The following is a 17,416-nucleotide window of genomic DNA, read 5'->3' as shown; positions in this document are numbered from 1 at the left end:
CTCAACCGGCCTTCGCCGCCGGCATCACGCCGCCCAACGCCACCGTCAGTTCTTCCGCCACTTCCCGCACGGTCTGGCCGAGTTGCGGCAACCGCTCGTCGGTCAGTCGGCTCGCCATGCCCGAGACGGAAATCGCAGCCAGCGGCTCGGCGCAGTCGTTGTAGACCACGGCGGCGATGCAGCGCAGGCCCATGCAGGCCTCCTCGTCGTCGATGGCAAAACCCTGGCGGCGGATTTTTTCGAGTTCCTTGAACAGATCGCTCGGCCGCACGATCGACTTTTCGGTCAGCCGCGGCATGCCGTGATGATGGATGATGGCGCTGACATCCTCATTGGAATAAGTCGCGAGCACCGCCTTGCCGACGCCGGAGGCGACCATGGCGACGCGGCCGCCGACCTTGGTCAGCGATCGCATGATCTCGCGGCTTTCCATGCGCGTCAGTACGATGATGAATTCGTCGTCGACGACGGCGAGATTGGCGGTCTCGCGCGTCAAATCGCGCAGCTTGCGCAAATATGGCACAGCCTGCGCCGAGAAATTGCGGCGACGGGCAAACGTCGCGCCCACCGTGAAGCAGCGCGCGCCGACATGCCATTTCGATTCGGTGCGGTCGAACTGCACGAAGCGGCGGTTTTCCAGCGTCGCCAGCAGCCGATGCACGGTCGAGGTCGACAACCCCGTGCGGATCGCGAGATCGCTCAGGCGATAGCCCTCATCGTCCTCAGCCAGCGTCTCGATGATCGAGAGCGCACGATCGACGGACTGGACGCCGCCGTCGCGCGCATTCTCGTCCTGGTCTGCACTGGATTTCGGCTCAATGGCCTTGCGCCGGATCACGTCTTTTTTCATCGCGACCTGTCGCTTTTGCGTCCGTCATTCCGGGATGGTCCGAAGGACCAGACCTCAGATGCGCAATTGCGCATCGGGGAATCTCGAGATCCCCGGGTTCGATGCTTCGCATCGCCCCGGGATGACCTAGAGAAATCCCGCTTCGGATCGTTGTCCGAAGCGGCATTTGTTGTTGATAAGATCAGAGCAGGCCCGCGCCGCGCGCCCACTTGTACTTCGCGCCGAGCACCTCGACCGGCAGTTCGGTCGAATAGGCATAGGCCGGGATGCCGTTCTCGTAGAGATATTCGGCCGCCTGCTCGACCTCGACGTCGCCGGCAAGCGAAGCAACGATCGGCTTGACGAAGCCCTTCGCCTCCATCTCCTTCTTCACCTCGACCATGTTGCGGGCGAACACCATCGGCGGCGTGACGATGGTGTGCCAGTAGCCGAGGATCAGCGAATGGATGCGCTCATCCGACAAGCCGAGCTTCACGGTGTTGATGTAGGTGATCGGCGGCTCGCCACCGGTGATGTCAACAGGATTTCCGGCCGCGCCAAACGGCGGGATGAACTTGCGGAACGCCGCGTCGAGATCCGGCGGCATCGACATCAGCGACAGGCCGTTGTCGACACAGGAGTCTGACAGCAGCACGCCCGAACCGCCGGCGCCGGTGATGATCAGCACGTTCTCGCCCTTCGGCGTCGGCAGCACCGGCATGCCGCGCGCGAATTCGAGCAATTGCCGCAACGACCGGGCGCGGATCACGCCCGACTGCTTGAACACGTCCTCGTAGATCTTGTCGTTGCCGGCGAGCGCGCCGGTATGCGACGAGGCCGCCTTGGCGCCGGCCGAGGTACGGCCCGCCTTCAGCACCACCACCGGCTTCTTCTTGGAGACGCGCTTGGCGGCCTCCGCAAACGCACGGCCGTCCTTGAGGTCTTCGCAGTGCTGCGCGATCAAATTGGTGTTGGGGTCCTGCTCGAAGAACGCGAGCAGATCGTCCTCGTCGATGTCGGACTTGTTGCCGAGACCGACGATCGCGGAGACGCCCATTTTCGCCGAGCGCGAGAAGCCGATGATCGCCATGCCGATGCCGCCGGATTGCGACGACAACGCCGCATGGCCCTTGACGTCATAGGCGGTGCAGAACGTGGCGCAGAGGTTCGACCAGGTATAGTAGAAGCCGTAGATGTTCGGCCCCATCAGGCGGACATTGTATTTCTTGCCGACCTCGACGATCTCGGCCTGCAATTCAGGCGCGCCCGCTTCGGCAAAGCCCGAGGGAATCAGCACGGCGCCGGGAATTTTCTTCTCGCCGCATTCGGCCAAGGCACCGGCGACGAACTTCGCGGGGATCGCGAACACCGCGGTATCGATCACGCCGGGAACGTCCTTGACGCTCTTGTAGGCCTTGTAGCCCAGGATATCGGGCGCCTTCGGGTGGATCGGATAGATGTCGCCCTTGTAGCCGCCGTTGATGAGATTCTTCATCACGGAGTTGCCGATCTTGCCGTCCTCGGCGGAGGCGCCGATCACGGCCACCGCCTTCGGCTGCATGATGCGGTTCATGGCCGCCACGATTTCCTCGGTCGGGCGCGGCGCCGGACGCGGCTTGTAGTCGAAGTCGACGACGATGCGCACGTCGGCGGCAATCGCGTCCTTCTTGGTGGCAAACACCGGGTTGAGATCGAGTTCGACGATTTCGGGGAAGTCGCTGACGAGCTGCGACACTTTGACAATGACATCGGCCAGCGCATCACGGCTGACCGGATCGCCGCCGCGCACGCCCTTCAGCATGTCGTGGGCCTGGATGCCGTCGAGCATCGACAGGGCATCGTCCTTGGTGGCGGGCGCGAGACGGAAGGTGATGTCCTTCAGCACCTCGACCAGCACGCCGCCGAGGCCGAACGCCACCAGCTTGCCGAACGAGCCGTCGGTGATCGAGCCGACGATGACCTCGGTGCCGCCGGCCAGCATCTGCTGAACCTGGATGCCTTCGATCTTGGCGTCGGCCTTATATTTCTTGGCGTTGGCGAGAATGGTCTCGTAGGTCTTCTCTGCGTCGGCAGCGGTCTTGACGCCGACCACGACGCCGCCGGCTTCGGTCTTGTGGAGAATGTCCGGCGAGACGATCTTCATCACGACAGGGAAACCCATGCCCGTTGCGAGCTTGGATGCTTCAGCGGCGGATTTCGCTACGCCCTCTTTCGGAACCGGGATGCCATAGGCATCGCACACCAGCTTGCCTTCCGGCGCGGTAAGGCTGGTGCGCTTTTCGGCCTTGACCGTATCGAGCACCCGGCGGACAGCCTCGTGGGCGCCGGGCTCGGCGATCTTGCGGGCCGCATCTGCAGAATTTGACATTGGCTTCCTCCTGGGGCTAGTTTTATGGCATTTGGTATGCCAGAGATTAGATTGTCAAGACAAACTATCGCGCAGAAACAGCGAAAACACGGGCACCTTGACATTCTGGTATTTGGTATGCCAAAAATATTCGAGTGTTTCTTCTGCTAAGAAGACGTCTCCAAAACAGGGAGGAGACGAGTCGTGCCCGCACGTAAAGAAACCAAGGCGCCGCCTGTCATGGCTGATGCAGATATCGCAATCGTCCGGATCGCTCCTGAGACGAGCTTCAAGAACAAGGCCTATGAAGCCTTGAAGGAAGCCATTCTCAAGATGGACATTTATGCGACGCCCGAGCAGGTGATGCTCGACGAGCGCGCGCTGTCCGAGCGCCTCGGCGTCAGCCGCACCCCAATCCGCGAAGCCATCGCGATGCTTGAGCAGGATGGCTTCGTCAAAACCGTGCCGCGCCGCGGCATCGTCGTGGTCCGCCGCACCAAGACCGAGATCGTCGACATGATCCGCGCCTGGGCCGCGCTCGAGAGCATGGCCGCACGCCTGATCACGACCACCGCGCGCAAGAAAGACATCACCGCGCTGCGCGATTTCTTCAAGGATTTTAGCAAGGACCGGCTGCCGCAGGATCATGTCGAGGAATACTCCAAGGCTAACATCGCGTTCCATCAGGCGCTGATCTCGCTGTCGGAATCGCCGGTGCTGGTCGATTTGACCAACGATCTCCTGCTGCATGTGCGCGGCTACCGCCAACTGACCATCGGGCGGAAAGATCGTACCGCGACTTCGCTGCCGGAGCACCTTGCCATTATCGAAGCGCTCGAAGCGCGCGACACGGAACTCGCCGAGAAGCGCGCACGCGATCACACGCTGGGCCTTGCCGCCTACGTCGAAGCGCACGGGCAGGAACTCTTTAGCTAGACGTAACTTCGCACCAGAAGACGACCAAAAATCGTCCGAACCAAAACGATCAGGGAGATGAAGCCCATGCTGAATACCGCTACCAAGTCCGAAGCACCGGGCACCGAGCAAGAGCTGACGGATGGCTTTCATCTCGTCATCGATGCGCTCAAGCTGAACGGCATCAACACGATTTACAATGTGCCGGGCATCCCGATCACGGATTTGGGCCGCATGTCGCAGGCCGCCGGTATTCGCGTTATCTCCTTCCGCCACGAACAGAACGCCGGTTATGCTGCTGGCATCGCCGGTTTCCTTACCAAGAAGCCCGGCGTCTGCCTCACCGTGTCGGCGCCCGGCTTTTTGAACGGCCTCACCGCACTCGCCCACGCCACCACCAACTGCTACCCGATGATCCTGATTTCGGGCTCGTCCGAGCGCGAGATCGTCGACCTGCAGCAGGGCGACTATGAAGAAATGGATCAGCTCGCGATCGCAAAACCGCTGTGCAAGGCGGCCTATCGCGTTCTGCACGCCCAGGACATCGGCATCGGTCTGGCCCGCGCCATCCGCGCCGCCGTCTCGGGCCGTCCCGGCGGCGTCTATCTCGACCTGCCGGCAAAACTGTTCGGCCAGGTGATGAATGCCGATGCCGGCGCGAAGTCGCTGGTAAAGGTGATCGACGCGGCACCCGCGCAAATCCCCTCGCCCGCCTCCGTCAAGCGCGCGCTCGACGTGCTCAAGAGTGCGAAGCGTCCCCTCATCATCCTCGGCAAGGGCGCGGCCTACGCGCAGGCCGACGAAGAGATCAAGAGCTTCGTCGAGAAGAGCGGCGTGCCCTTCCTGCCGATGAGCATGGCCAAGGGCCTGCTGCCCGACACGCATCCGCAATGCGCCGGTGCGGCCCGCTCCACCGTGCTGAAGGAATCCGATGTCGTGATGCTGATCGGCGCGCGGCTCAACTGGCTGCTCTCGCACGGCAAGGGCAAGACCTGGGGTGAAGCGCCCAAGAAGTTCATCCAGGTCGACATCGAGCCGAAGGAAATGGATTCCAACGTCGAGATCGTGGCCCCCGTCGTCGGCGACATCGGCTCGGCCGTCTCCGCCTTCATTCAGGCGATGGGCGCTGGCTGGACCGCGCCGCCGGCCGACTGGACCAGGGCCGTTCAGTCCAAGCGCGAAGACAACGTCGCCAAGATGGCGCCGAAGCTGATGAACAACAAGTCGCCGATGGACTATCACGGCGCGCTCGGCGTGCTGAAGAACGTCATCAAGGAGCGTCCTGACGCCATCCTCGTCAACGAAGGCGCCAACACGCTCGACCTCGCCCGCGGCGTCATCGACATGTACAAGCCGCGCAAGCGCCTCGACGTCGGCACCTGGGGCGTGATGGGCATCGGCATGGGCCAGGCGATCGCGGCCGCGCTCGAGACCGGCCACCCCGTCCTCGCGGTGGAAGGCGACTCGGCGTTCGGCTTCTCCGGCATGGAGGTCGAGACCATCTGCCGCTACAATTTGCCGATCTGCGTCGTCATCTTCAACAATGACGGCATCTATCGCGGCACCGACGTCAACAACGCCAACTCCGATCCCGCGACCACCGTGTTCGTCAAGGGCGCGCGCTACGACAAGATGATGGAAGCCTTCGGCGGCGTCGGCATCAACGCCACCTCGCCGGACGAATTGAAGCGCGCCGTCAACGAAGCGATGGATTCCGGTAAGCCGACGCTGATCAACGCGGTGATCGATCCGGCGGCCGGCTCTGAGAGCGGCCGCATCGGCAACCTCAACCCGCAGAGCGTCCTGAAAAAGAAATAGCCCCTTCAACCCCATTTCACCCTGCAAGGCGCAGGGCCAACAGACACAGTACGGAGCAAAGACGATGACAAAGGCGCTCACGGGCGTTCGTATTCTCGATTTCACCCACGTTCAGTCGGGTCCGACCTGCACGCAATTGCTGGCCTGGTTCGGCGCCGACGTGATCAAGGTCGAGCGCCCCGGCGTCGGCGACATCACGCGCGGTCAGTTGCAGGACATCCCCAATGTGGACAGCCTGTATTTCACCATGCTGAACCACAACAAGCGCTCGATCACGCTCGACACCAAGAACCCGAAGGGCAAGGAAGTCCTCACAGCCCTGATCAAGAGCTGCGACGTGCTGGTGGAAAACTTCGGCCCGGGCGTGCTCGACCGCATGGGCTTCCCCTGGGAGAAGATCCACGCCATCAACCCGAAGATGATCGTGGCCTCGATCAAGGGCTTTGGCCCGGGCCCCTACGAAGACTGCAAGGTGTATGAGAACGTCGCCCAGTGCACCGGTGGTGCGGCCTCGACCACCGGCTTCCGCGACGGCCTGCCGCTCGTCACCGGCGCGCAGATCGGCGACAGCGGCACCGGTCTGCATCTGGCGCTCGGCATCGTCACCGCGCTCTACCAGCGCACCATGACCGGCCAGGGCCAGAAAGTCACCGCCGCGATGCAGGACGGCGTGTTGAATCTCGCGCGCGTAAAACTGCGCGACCAGCAGCGCCTCGCCCACGGACCCCTGAAGGAATACAGCCAGTTCGGCGAAGGCATTCCGTTCGGCGATGCCGTGCCGCGCGCCGGCAACGATTCCGGCGGCGGTCAGCCGGGCCGCATCGTCAAGTGCAAGGGCTGGGAGACCGATCCCAACGCCTACCTCTATTTCATCACCCAAGCGCCGGTCTGGGAGAAGATCTGCGACGTGATCGGCGAACCCGGCTGGAAGACCCATCCTGACTACGCCAAGCCGCCGGCCCGGCTGTCGCGCCTCAACGAGATATTCGCCCGCATCGAACAGTGGACGATGACCAAGACCAAGTTCGAGGCGATGGAAATCCTCAACAAGGACGACATCCCCTGCGGCCCGATCCTTTCGATGAAGGAGATCATGGAGGACCGGTCGCTGCACGCCACCGGCACCTTGGTCGAGGTCGATCACCCGACCCGCGGCAAGTACGTCTCGGTCGGCAACCCGATCAAGCTGTCGGACTCGCCGAGCGAGGTCACCCGTTCCCCGCTGCTCGGCGAGCACACCGACGAGATCCTGCGCCAGGTGCTCGGCTTCAGCGATCACCAGGTGGCCGAAATCCACGATTCGGGCGCACTCGACCCGCCGCGGAAGCAGGCGGCGGAATAAGTTCCGTTGTACCTGGAATGCAAAGGCCGCCGGTTTCCGGCGGCCTTTTTCCGTCTGGAATGCCACTTGCGTTAATCTTGCTGCAATGCAGCGCACCAATTGCTGCTATGCAAACAAGCCTGTTGTGGCTGGCATCTGGTATACATAACCTGTTCCCGGATCACGAAGCGGAATGGTTCCGCAACCAAGAAAAGGGGACGATATGTCCAAAACTGCACCGATCAGCCTCCTGCCCTCCTCCACCCTGTTCGCGCGCGTGATGGCTTCGATCGACCGCCTGTTGACCGCCAGCAGCCGCATCGCCGTTCGCAACGGCGACCTGCCCCGATTCGGTCTCTAAGCCTGAAAATACAGGCTTTCCGTACACGCGAGCGATCGGACAAACGATCGAACCGTCGATGATCTGAATGAATGGCCCCGGCTTTCGGGGCCATTTTTCTTGTTTGGCCGCCGCCGCCCCCTTTACCAACATCTGCGACAAATTGGCCGAGGTGACGATCCGAAGCATTATACAGTTGCTTCCTGGCATATCGCATACAAGAATGCTTCTATAGTGCTCGACAAAACAGAGCGCTTCGGGAGGTAGGCCGTGCAGTCCAAAAGGACAGTCAGGGCGATGGGGCGACAGGCGCGAACGATTTCGCGCGCCGCTATCGGCTTTCCGCAATTCCACCATTGGCCGAAAGGAGCGTATGCCGCTCCGGGCGGCTCCTCCTACAATTCGAGCTTGCAATCAGCGCATCAATGGAACCGTTGCAGTGTGACGGTCTTGAGTGCGACAACGCCCGCATGGGCATTCGAAATAAATGACCAAAGCCGGCACTAGACCGGCCTAACGATAATTGGATGGGAGTGAAACAAATGAAACATGCTGCACATACTGCGTTGGGGGCACTTGCTACGTTATGCACGGTCGGGATGTCGGCTCCAGCAATCGCCGCATGGGAGCCGGTGCGCCCCGTCGAATTCATCGTTCCTGCCGGCACCGGCGGCGGCGCCGATCAGATGGCGCGAACGATCCAGGGCATCGTCACCAAGCACAACCTGATGAAACAGCCTCTGGTTGTCATCAACAAATCAGGCGGCGCCGGCGGCGAAGGCTTCCTCGACGTCAAGGGATCCGGCGGAAACCCGCACAAGATCATCATCACGCTCTCCAACCTCTTCACCACCCCGCTCGCCACAGGCATTCCGTTCAACTGGAAGGATCTGACCCCGGTCACGATGCTGGCGCTGGACGAGTTCGTGCTGTGGGTGAATGCGGAGAAGCCTTACAAGACGGCGAAAGAATATATCGACGCCGTGAAGGCTGCGCCCGCGGGCTCCATGAAAATGGGCGGCACCGGCTCGAAGCAGGAAGACCAGATCATCACCGTCGCGGTCGAGAAGGCCACCGGCAGCAAGTTCACCTACATTCCCTACAAGGGCGGCGGCGAAGTCGCCGTTCAGCTCGTCGGCAACCACCTCGATTCGACCGTCAACAATCCGATCGAGGCGGTCGCGCAATGGCGCGGTGGCAAGCTGCGTCCGCTCTGTGTGTTCGACGCGAAGCCGATGGGCTATGACGAGCAGGTCGCGGACGGCAAGAGCTGGAAGGACATTCCGACCTGCAAGTCGCAGGGTCTCGACATGGAATACCTGATGCTGCGCGGCATCTTCATGTCGCCCAGGGCGACCAAGGATCAGATCGAATATTACGTCGAGCTGTTCAAGAAGGTTCGCGCCACGCCCGAGTGGCAGGACTTCATGAAGAGCGGCGCGTTCAACACGACATCGCTGACCGGGGCAGAGTATGCCAAGTGGGTCGAAGTCGAAGAGAAACGTCACGAGACGCTGATGAAGGACGCTGGTTTCCTCGCGGCCGCAGGAAACTGACGAACCACTGACCCACGACGGAAGGTAACCCTGACGCCGGGCCCTCAGGCCACGGGCCCGGTTTCGCACGGAGTTTTGATGACTACAGGCAGCTCAAGCAACACCGGCCCCACCCACAAATTGGTGGAGGCAGGAATCACGCTTCTGATCGCCCTCTTCGGCGTGATCGTTATCGCCGGCAGCCTGAAGGCTGGCATCAACTGGGGTGCGGAAGGCCCCCGCGCCGGCTTCTTTCCGTTCTACATCGGAATCTTCATCGTGGCTTCCAGCGCGATAAATCTGTGGAACGGGTTGCGCGAAGACAATGACGGGTTGTTCGCGGAATGGGGACAGCTTCGCCAGGTCCTGAGCGTGGTCATTCCCACCGCGATCTATGTCGGGTCCATGCCGTTCACCGGGCTGTACCTCGCCTCGATCATCTTCATCGCATGGTTCATGCGATGGCTGGGCAAATATCCGTGGCTCACCGTGCTGGCGATCTCGCTCGGCATGCCCATCGTCACCTACTTCATTTTCGAGCGCTGGTTCATGGTCCCGCTTCCAAAGGGGCCGGTTGAAGAGTGGCTTGGTCTGTAATTACTCTCACCGGCAGGGATCACGGCGATGGAAGAGCTCGTCAATCTTTTTCACGGCTTTGCAGTAGCGCTGCAGCCCTTCAATATCATGGTGATGATCGTCGGCATCGTGCTCGGCGTCCTGATCGGCGTTCTTCCGGGATTGGGCGGCGCCAATGGCGTGGCGATCCTGTTGCCGCTGACATTCAGCATGTCGCCGACGTCAGCCATCATCATGCTCTCATGTATCTATTGGGGCGCATTATTTGGCGGCGCGATCACCTCAATTCTGTTCAACATACCGGGCGAGCCATGGTCGGTCGCGACGACGTTCGACGGCTATCCGATGGCGCAGAAGGGCAAGGCCGGCGAAGCGCTGACCGCGGCCTTCACCTCATCGTTCGTGGGCGCCCTGTTCGCCGTGGTCATGATCACGCTGGTCGCGCCGCTGGTTGCAAGCTTTGCGCTGCAATTCGGGCCTGCCGAAAAATTCGCCGTCTATTTTCTGGCGTTCTGCAGTTTCGTAGGTCTCAGCAAGGAGCCGCCGTTCAAGACCATTGCGGCGATGATGATCGGGTTCGCGCTTGCCGCCGTCGGCCTCGATTCCATTACTGGACAGCTACGGCTGACGTTCGGCGTCACCCACCTGCTGAACGGCTTCGATTTCCTCATCGCCGTCATCGGTCTGTTCGGCATAGGCGAGATCCTGCTCACGATGGAGGAAGGGCTCGCCTTCCGCGGCGGCAACGCCAAGATCAACCTGCGGGTGGTGCTGCAGACCTGGAAGGAGCTGCCGGCCTACTGGATCACCTCGCTGCGCTCCTGCCTGATCGGTTGCTGGATGGGCATCACGCCGGCTGGTGCGACGCCCGCATCCTTCATGAGCTACGGCATCGCCAAGCGCGTGGCCAAGAAGGGTAACAATTTCGGCAAGGGCGAAATCGAAGGCGTGGTCGCGCCGGAGACCGCAGCGCATGCTGCAGGCACCGCGGCGCTGCTGCCGATGCTTTCGCTCGGCGTGCCGGGTTCGCCGACGGCTGCGGTGTTGCTCGGTGGCCTCCTGATCTGGGGCCTGCAGCCGGGGCCGATGCTGTTTGTCGAGCAGAAGGAATTTGTCTGGGGTCTGATCGCCTCGATGTATCTCGGCAATCTCGTCGGCCTGATCGTCGTGTTGACCTGCGTGCCTGTCTTCGCGGCGATCCTGCGCGTCCCCTTCAGCATCATCGCGCCGCTCATCCTGGTGCTCTGCGCGATCGGCGCCTATTCGGTCCACAGTTCTACGTTCGACGTGGTGCTGATGCTGGTGTTCGGCGTGATCGGTTATCTCTTGAAGAAGTGCAACTATCCGCTCGCCCCACTGGTGCTCGCCATCGTGCTCGGTGACAAGGCGGAAGAGGCCTTCCGGCAGTCATTGCTGGGATCCCAGGGCTCGCTGGGCATCTTCTTCTCCAACACGCTGGTCAGCTCGATCATGATCCTCGGATTGATTGCGCTGTTCTGGTCGGTGATCCAGCAGGGCTACACGCGCATTCGCGGCGGCGCAGCGACCGCTTGAAGGGGAGCAAAGCGCGGGAGCAAAAAGAGCCTTAAAGCCTGACGATAACGAGCATCGTCAGGCGCTTCCTAACCACCTTGAACGGATGTGTTGATGGCCGGGCCGCATTGTCCCGGCCATCATTTTTTTGCTCTGGGATATCAGGCCAAGAAAAAGAAAGCTCTCGCAGTGAGCGCGCCGCCATCACAGCCCATCCGACAATCTCTTTTTATTTCAGCCTTTTAACGCGCGGCTTGATTTGCTGCTGTGCTATGATGGCTTTGCGACGGCCACAGGAAATGCGACAATCTGGCAAGATTCCTCTTGTCTACTGGCATAACATATACCAAACTCCTTCCCAGGAGCTGTCGGGTGATAGAACAGCCTATGGAGGGAAGATGACGGACACAGTGCACGGAGCAGCCCCCGTCGAGGCAGCTCGAGTCAGCGATGCCTATCGCTGGACCCAATTAGCCATCGGCGTTCTCGCGATGGTGATGATCGCCAATTACCAATACGGTTGGACTTTCTTCGTCCCGGACATCCAGCAAAAATTTGGATGGGATCGCGCCTCGATCCAGTGGGCCTTTACGCTGTTCGTGCTGTTCGAGACCTGGCTGGTGCCGGTCGAAGGATGGTTCGTCGATAAATACGGCCCGCGTATCGTCGTTCTCGTCGGCGGCATCCTCTGCGCCATCGGCTGGGCGATCAACGCGCAGGCGACTTCGCTCAACGGCTACTATCTCGGCATGATCATCGCAGGCATCGGCGCCGGTGGCGTCTACGGCACCTGCGTCGGCAACGCGCTGAAATGGTTTCCCGACAAGCGCGGCCTCGCCGCCGGCATCACCGCCGCCGGTTTCGGCGCGGGCTCGGCGCTGACGGTCGCGCCGATCCAGGCGATGATCAAGGACTCGGGCTTCCAGGCCACCTTCCTCTATTTCGGTCTCGGCCAAGGCATCATCATCGTCATCCTCGCCTTCCTGATGTTCGCGCCGAAGGCGGGACAAGTGCCTGCGGTGACGCAGAACGCCAACATCATCCAGAGCCGGCGCAACTATCAGCCGACCGAGGTGATCCGTCAGCCGATCTTCTGGTTGATGTATTTCATGTTCGTGATCGTCGGCGCCGGCGGATTGATGGTTACCGCCAACCTCAAGCCGATCGCCGTCGACTGGAAGGTCGACAGCGTGCCGGTCACGCTGATGGCGGTGACGATGACGGCGGTGACGTTCGCGGCCACTATCGATCGCGTCCTCAACGGCCTCACCCGTCCCTTCTTCGGCTGGATCTCGGACATGATCGGCCGCGAGAACACCATGTTCATCGCATTCGGCATGGAAGGCATCGGCATCTGGGGCCTCTACATGCTGGGCCACGATCCCGTGTGGTTCGTGCTGCTGTCGGGCTTCGTGTTCTTCGCCTGGGGCGAGATCTACTCCCTCTTCCCGTCGACCTGCACCGATACCTTCGGCGCCAAGTTCGCGACCACCAATGCCGGCCTGCTCTACACGGCAAAGGGCACCGCGGCACTGCTGGTGCCGGTAGCGAACTACATGCAGCAGTCGTCGGGCACGTGGGACACCGTGTTCATCGTTGCGGCTGGCGCCAATATCCTGGCCTCGCTGCTGGCGATCGCGGTGCTCAAGCCGTGGCGCAAGGTCGTGGTCGCCAAGTCGCAGATTGCCGCCTGATCCAAACCGGACTGGTTGCTAAGAGAAACGCGCTCATCCCACGGGATGGGCGCGTTTTTCTTTGGGCGCCGGCAGTTCTGGTATACCTGAACGGTTTCTTGTCTCTGTCCGGGCGCTGTCACCAACCTCTGGCCGCAATAAGCTCTGCCAAAAATGTCAGCAATACTGCCTATTTATCGCAGTCGCGGCGAAAGATTTTCGCCGCGAGCTGTGTTGACAATTGGCATTATGTATACCAGACTTGCGCCTAATAGTTCAGCCAAGGAGGGTGCCATGCTAGTCGGAGATATTCTGCGCAAGAAGACCGCCCGTGTCGCAACAGTTCGCATGAACGAAACCGTCGCCGTTGCCGCGCAACTGATGCGCGCGAGCAATATCAGCGCGCTGGTGGTCAAGGATGTCGTCCGCACCGAAGGCAACACGGCTGTCGGTATGTTCACCGAGCGCGACGTGGTTCGCGCCATCGCCGCACACGGCACCGCCGGCGTGAACATGCGCGTCTCGCAATTCATTTCGGTGCAGCAGCTCGTCTCCTGCACCTCGACGGATACGCTCGAGCATGTCCGTCACCTCATGAGCAAGCATCACATCCGCCACGTGCCGGTGATCGACAATTACAGCCTGATCGGCGTCATCAGCATTCGCGACATCACGACCGCGTTCGACGACGAAGCAACCCCCTTCACGCTGGCCGCGTCGGCCTGACCGGTCACTTCGAACTCCGCCGGCATTCCCCGGAAGCTGCACTCCCGGGGAAAGCGGCATCGCACCGCAAGTTCAGCTTAACTCCTGTCGCAAAGCAGGCGCTCGCAAATCTGCGCCGGAGTAGTGGCGCGCCGGAAATCATCTGTGGGAGGGCGCATGGCGCGCAACATTCTGATCCTTGGAGCCTCGTACGGCTCATTGCTGGCGACAAAGCTTTTGATGGCGGGTCACAACGTGACCCTGGTTTGCCGAAAGCAGACCGCAGAACTCATCAATCGCGACGGCACCGAAGTTCGCATCAAGCTGCGGGACGAGGCGACTCACCGGTCGATCTTCTCGCGCGACCTGCCCGGGAATTTGGACGCGGCCGAGCCTGCCGGCGTCGATCTCTCCCGCTATGATCTGGTTGGTCTTGCGATGCAGGAGCCACAATACGTCGACCATGCGATCCAGCTTCTGATGATCAAGATTGCGGAAGCGAAGCTGCCTTGCCTTTCGATCATGAACATGCCGCCCCTGCCCTATCTCAGACGGATTCCGGCGTTGGCGAACATGGAGCTGGACCAGGCCTATACCAATGCCGCGGTATGGGAACGGTTCGAGCCGGGTCTGGTGTCGCTCTGCTCGCCTGATCCGCAGGCTTTCCGTCCACCGGAAGAGGCGGCGAATGTTCTTCATGTCGGCCTGCCGACAAATTTCAAGGCAGCATCATTTGCGGATGAGAAACACAACGCGCTGCTTCGGGAGCTGGAAGCCGACATCGATGCTGTGAAGCTGGACGGCCAGGACGTTCCGGTGAAGCTCAAGGTGTTTGATTCGATGTTCGTCCCTTTGGCCAAATGGTCGATGCTGTTGACGGGGAATTACCGCTGCATCACACAGCATGAGCCGCAGTCGATCCGCGACGCGGTGCATGGCGATATCAATCTCTCGCAGTCCATCTATGACCATGTCGATGCCATCGCCCAGCGTCTGGGCGCTGATCCCACCGATCAGGTGCCTTTCGAGAAGTACGCCAAGGCGGCGGAAAGCCTGCTCAAGCCCTCGTCGGCGGCTCGGGCGGTCGCCGGCGGAGCACCCTGCATCGAGCGCGTCGACCTCCTGGTGAAGCTGATTTCGCATCAGCTTGGCGTACCCAATGCCGAGATCGACCGTACCGTCCAGATCGTCAATCAGAAACTGAATGAGAGCAACGTGGCGGAGGACGCGCCGCGAGACGCTCCAGTCCCAGCGAAGTAGCGCCTTACCGGTTCTGATTGAACTAGAAGGGGCTAGGATCTCTTGTTTCGATCGCGCTTTCTTGGGCGAACCGGTGTCCGTTTCGCTCGAAGACGCGATCGATCATTCACCGCTGACATCGGCGAGCTGACCAATGAGTTCAGGCAGTAAGCCGCGTCACCTGAAGCCCATGGCGTGAACCTACTGATCAGATTGGTCGGCCGAAAACGGCCACGGACGTTTGTTAATGTTATCGAAGATCAGCACCGCACGTGTGGCGGCTCGCCCGATCGTCAAACGTCATTCCTCAAATCCCAGGGCAATCACCTTGCGAACAAGATCGGCGAGGTTCTTTGCGGCCATTTTTTCCATCATCCACGCCCGATAGTTTTCGACAGTGCGGGGACTAAGATCGAGCTTGTGCGCAATTTCCTTGTTCGAAAAGCCATCGGCCACCAGTCGCATCACCTCGATCTGACGCGGCGAAAGCTCGGCGGCGCGGGCTCTGAGCAGCGCTCGCTCGCTCTGCTCGACACGCCGGCGATGGCCGCTCTTGATTGCCTGTGAAATGCTTTCAATCAGCCGCTCGTCGTCAAACGGCTTTTCTATGAAGTCAAAGGCACCCTGCTTGATCGCCTGCACGGCCATTGCGATATCGCCGTGACCTGTGATCAGAATGACCGGTACGGCAGAGCCGCATTTCTCTAGTTCCTGCTGCAGCTCCATGCCAGACATTCCCGGCATTCGGATGTCGGAAACGACGCATTGCGGCGACGGTTCAACCCTCGCTGCCAAAAAGCTCTCAGCCGAGGCATAAGGGCTTACAGGGATGCCGCGACCTTCCAGCAGCATACTCAGGGAATGCAAAATGGCCGCATCGTCCTCGATCAGCGCGATCGTCATGACCTGGCGCTCCGCTTTTGATCAATTGGTAACGTAAAAGACGCGCAGACACCACTCGATGTATCTTCAATGTGCAAGTATCCGCCGTGCGCTTCGATGATCGAACGTGAAAGCGACAGCCCCAATCCCAAACCGTCGCGCTTCGTCGTCGCAAACGCCGTGATCGGCTGCATCGCAAGATCGGGATCTAATCCCGGGCCATTGTCGGTCACGCTAATTGTGATCATTTGCCGGGACCTTATCGCAGCTTCAACGACAATCCTGCCGTCATTGCGGCCCGCATTCGTCAGGGCCTCCGCCGCATTACGAACGAGATTCAAGATCACCTGTTCGACCTGTAATGCGTCAGCCAGCACCGGAGGAAGATCCCGCTCAAGCTGCGTCGCATAAGCGATACCGCGGCGATCCAATTCGGGCCGGAAGATAGACAACGCTTCATCGATAAGCGTGCCAACGGCTGCCGATTGTGCTTCGACCCGTCCAATGCTTATGAAGTCCCTCAAACGGTTGACAACCTCACCTGCGCGTTCGACCTGGGCAATTGCCTCCCCACTGGCCTTTGCTGCTGCTTCCAGGTCAGGCGGGCTACGTTCGGCCGCCAGCTTGGCGAGTCGCGCATAGTTGCTAATGGCGGTCAGCGGCTGGTTAATCTCGTGAGCAACGGTGGCCGCGAACTCCCCCATTGTCGCAACGCGCGATGCGCGGTGAAGCGCATCCTGGTGCAGGCGAAGTTGATTCTGTGTCCGCTGTTGCTCGGTGACGAGGACTCCGACTGCGAGGCCGGTCATGGCCAAAATCACCATCAGTGCCTGGTAAGCGACAACGTCGCCAGTACTTTGGTCCGTCAGCTCAATCGACGCGATAAGGCCGATCTGCGTGATGACCAGCCCTGCGGTTGCGCCTGGAAGACCGAACCGCACTGCGATCCAGACGATTGGCAGGAACAATACGTAGAAAAGCTGAAACCGAAAGGGCTGATCCAGGCTCAAAATGCCCCAGAGGACAGCGAGGGTGATCAGCATGAGCGCGCCCATTTCCCAGGACAGCGCTGGAAACTGCCTGCGAGTAAACCCAATCAATAGAAACGGGGTGAATACCATCACGCCGATCAGGTCGCCGACGAATGCGCGAATGAAGACTTGGCCCAGATCAGCCCCCGCAACAATGCCATGAAGCAGGAGTACCAGGACATAGCCACCCGAAACGAGCGCGATACTGGCTACAGCTACACCTGTGAGCCATAGCATGGCACTGCGGGACGACAGGGTGAGATCGAACTTCAGACCGGACGATGTTAGCAACAGCGCGGCGGAGCCGTAACCGAGCCCGGTAATGAGCACGACGGGAAGCTCGGCGGTGAGAGGAAGTGGCAGACGGCGCACCATCAGATCTGCCAGCAGTTGCGCAGCGAATAGCCACGGCAGATATTGACGGCCAAACAACAGAATTAGCGCGAAGCTCAATCCAGTCTGCGGGTTCCAGGGTGTAATGCCAAATACCGCAAACGGATGAATATAGCTCAGCTTGTCCAGCACCACGTAGCTGGCGATATAGGCAAGGCCGACCGCAAGGTGTGAGCGCGACATTCGATGCACCAGTTGCGTCCCGGAGCCAACCTCCTCCAGCCGCGGTAGCTGCATCTCCTCATACTCCTTCTGGTAACCGTCCCGGCATCCGTAGTT

General features: G+C 60.7%; 14 protein-coding genes. 10 read left to right on the top strand and 4 right to left on the bottom strand.

Going from position 1 to position 17,416, the window contains the following annotated elements; all coding sequences use genetic code 11:
* Position 1: 1 nt before the first annotated feature.
* Both LMTR21_RS12195 and LMTR21_RS12190 read right to left on the bottom strand, forming a co-directional pair.
* On the bottom strand, positions 2-850 hold the full coding sequence (locus LMTR21_RS12195) for an IclR family transcriptional regulator (protein ID WP_065753126.1): 849 nt from the start codon (positions 848-850) through the stop codon (positions 2-4).
* Between the two features lie 181 nt (positions 851-1,031).
* Positions 1,032-3,197, bottom strand: a complete 2,166-nt coding sequence (locus tag LMTR21_RS12190; RefSeq protein ID WP_065753125.1) for an acetate--CoA ligase family protein — start codon at positions 3,195-3,197, stop codon at positions 1,032-1,034.
* A gap of 219 nt (positions 3,198-3,416) precedes the next feature.
* Between LMTR21_RS12190 and LMTR21_RS12185 the strand changes: the two genes are divergently transcribed.
* The 10 genes from LMTR21_RS12185 to LMTR21_RS12145 all read left to right on the top strand — a co-directional run bounded on the left by LMTR21_RS12185 (position 3,417) and on the right by LMTR21_RS12145 (position 14,852).
* Positions 3,417-4,112 carry a GntR family transcriptional regulator gene (locus tag LMTR21_RS12185; RefSeq protein WP_065753124.1) on the top strand — a complete coding sequence of 232 codons (696 nt, stop codon included), beginning with the start codon at positions 3,417-3,419 and terminating at the stop codon, positions 4,110-4,112.
* Positions 4,113-4,178: 66 nt separating this feature from the next.
* Positions 4,179-5,909 carry an oxalyl-CoA decarboxylase gene (oxc, locus tag LMTR21_RS12180; protein WP_065753193.1) on the top strand — a complete coding sequence of 577 codons (1,731 nt, stop codon included), beginning with the start codon at positions 4,179-4,181 and terminating at the stop codon, positions 5,907-5,909.
* Positions 5,910-5,973: 64 nt separating this feature from the next.
* Positions 5,974-7,251 carry a formyl-CoA transferase gene (frc, locus tag LMTR21_RS12175; protein WP_065753123.1) on the top strand — a complete coding sequence of 426 codons (1,278 nt, stop codon included), beginning with the start codon at positions 5,974-5,976 and terminating at the stop codon, positions 7,249-7,251.
* Between the two features lie 202 nt (positions 7,252-7,453).
* On the top strand, positions 7,454-7,591 hold the full coding sequence (locus LMTR21_RS39995; protein WP_187399347.1) for a hypothetical protein: 138 nt from the start codon (positions 7,454-7,456) through the stop codon (positions 7,589-7,591).
* Positions 7,592-8,112: 521 nt separating this feature from the next.
* Positions 8,113-9,126: a Bug family tripartite tricarboxylate transporter substrate binding protein gene (locus LMTR21_RS12170; protein ID WP_065753122.1), complete on the top strand. Its 1,014-nt coding sequence runs from the start codon at positions 8,113-8,115 to the stop codon at positions 9,124-9,126.
* Between the two features lie 78 nt (positions 9,127-9,204).
* Complete coding sequence (locus LMTR21_RS12165; protein WP_065753121.1) at positions 9,205-9,702, top strand: tripartite tricarboxylate transporter TctB family protein; 498 nt, start codon at positions 9,205-9,207, stop codon at positions 9,700-9,702.
* Positions 9,703-9,729: 27 nt separating this feature from the next.
* The gene (locus LMTR21_RS12160) at positions 9,730-11,235 is read left to right on the top strand and encodes a tripartite tricarboxylate transporter permease (RefSeq protein WP_065753120.1); all 1,506 of its coding nucleotides are present in this window, start codon (positions 9,730-9,732) and stop codon (positions 11,233-11,235) included.
* A 377-nt stretch (positions 11,236-11,612) separates the two neighbouring features.
* Positions 11,613-12,908 carry an oxalate/formate MFS antiporter gene (gene oxlT / locus LMTR21_RS12155; protein ID WP_065753119.1) on the top strand — a complete coding sequence of 432 codons (1,296 nt, stop codon included), beginning with the start codon at positions 11,613-11,615 and terminating at the stop codon, positions 12,906-12,908.
* 273 nt (positions 12,909-13,181) lie between these two features.
* Positions 13,182-13,613: a CBS domain-containing protein gene (locus tag LMTR21_RS12150; RefSeq protein ID WP_065753118.1), complete on the top strand. Its 432-nt coding sequence runs from the start codon at positions 13,182-13,184 to the stop codon at positions 13,611-13,613.
* Positions 13,614-13,769: 156 nt separating this feature from the next.
* Positions 13,770-14,852: a ketopantoate reductase family protein gene (locus tag LMTR21_RS12145; RefSeq protein ID WP_065753117.1), complete on the top strand. Its 1,083-nt coding sequence runs from the start codon at positions 13,770-13,772 to the stop codon at positions 14,850-14,852.
* A 279-nt stretch (positions 14,853-15,131) separates the two neighbouring features.
* On the opposite strand, the gene LMTR21_RS12140 is transcribed toward LMTR21_RS12145, so the two are convergent.
* Both LMTR21_RS12140 and LMTR21_RS12135 read right to left on the bottom strand, forming a co-directional pair.
* A complete protein-coding gene (locus LMTR21_RS12140; protein ID WP_065753116.1) occupies positions 15,132-15,734 on the bottom strand; it encodes a response regulator transcription factor in 603 nt (200 codons plus the stop codon).
* Positions 15,731-17,374, bottom strand: coding sequence for an MASE1 domain-containing protein (locus LMTR21_RS12135; protein WP_065753115.1), 1,644 nt, complete (start codon positions 17,372-17,374; stop codon positions 15,731-15,733). The genes LMTR21_RS12140 and LMTR21_RS12135 overlap by 4 nt, the downstream gene beginning before the upstream one ends.
* Positions 17,375-17,416: the final 42 nt, after the last annotated feature.

The organism is Bradyrhizobium paxllaeri (assembly GCF_001693515.2).
Taxonomy (GTDB): Bacteria; Pseudomonadota; Alphaproteobacteria; order Rhizobiales; family Xanthobacteraceae; genus Bradyrhizobium; species Bradyrhizobium paxllaeri.
This window is presented reverse-complemented; position numbering and strand designations above follow the sequence as displayed.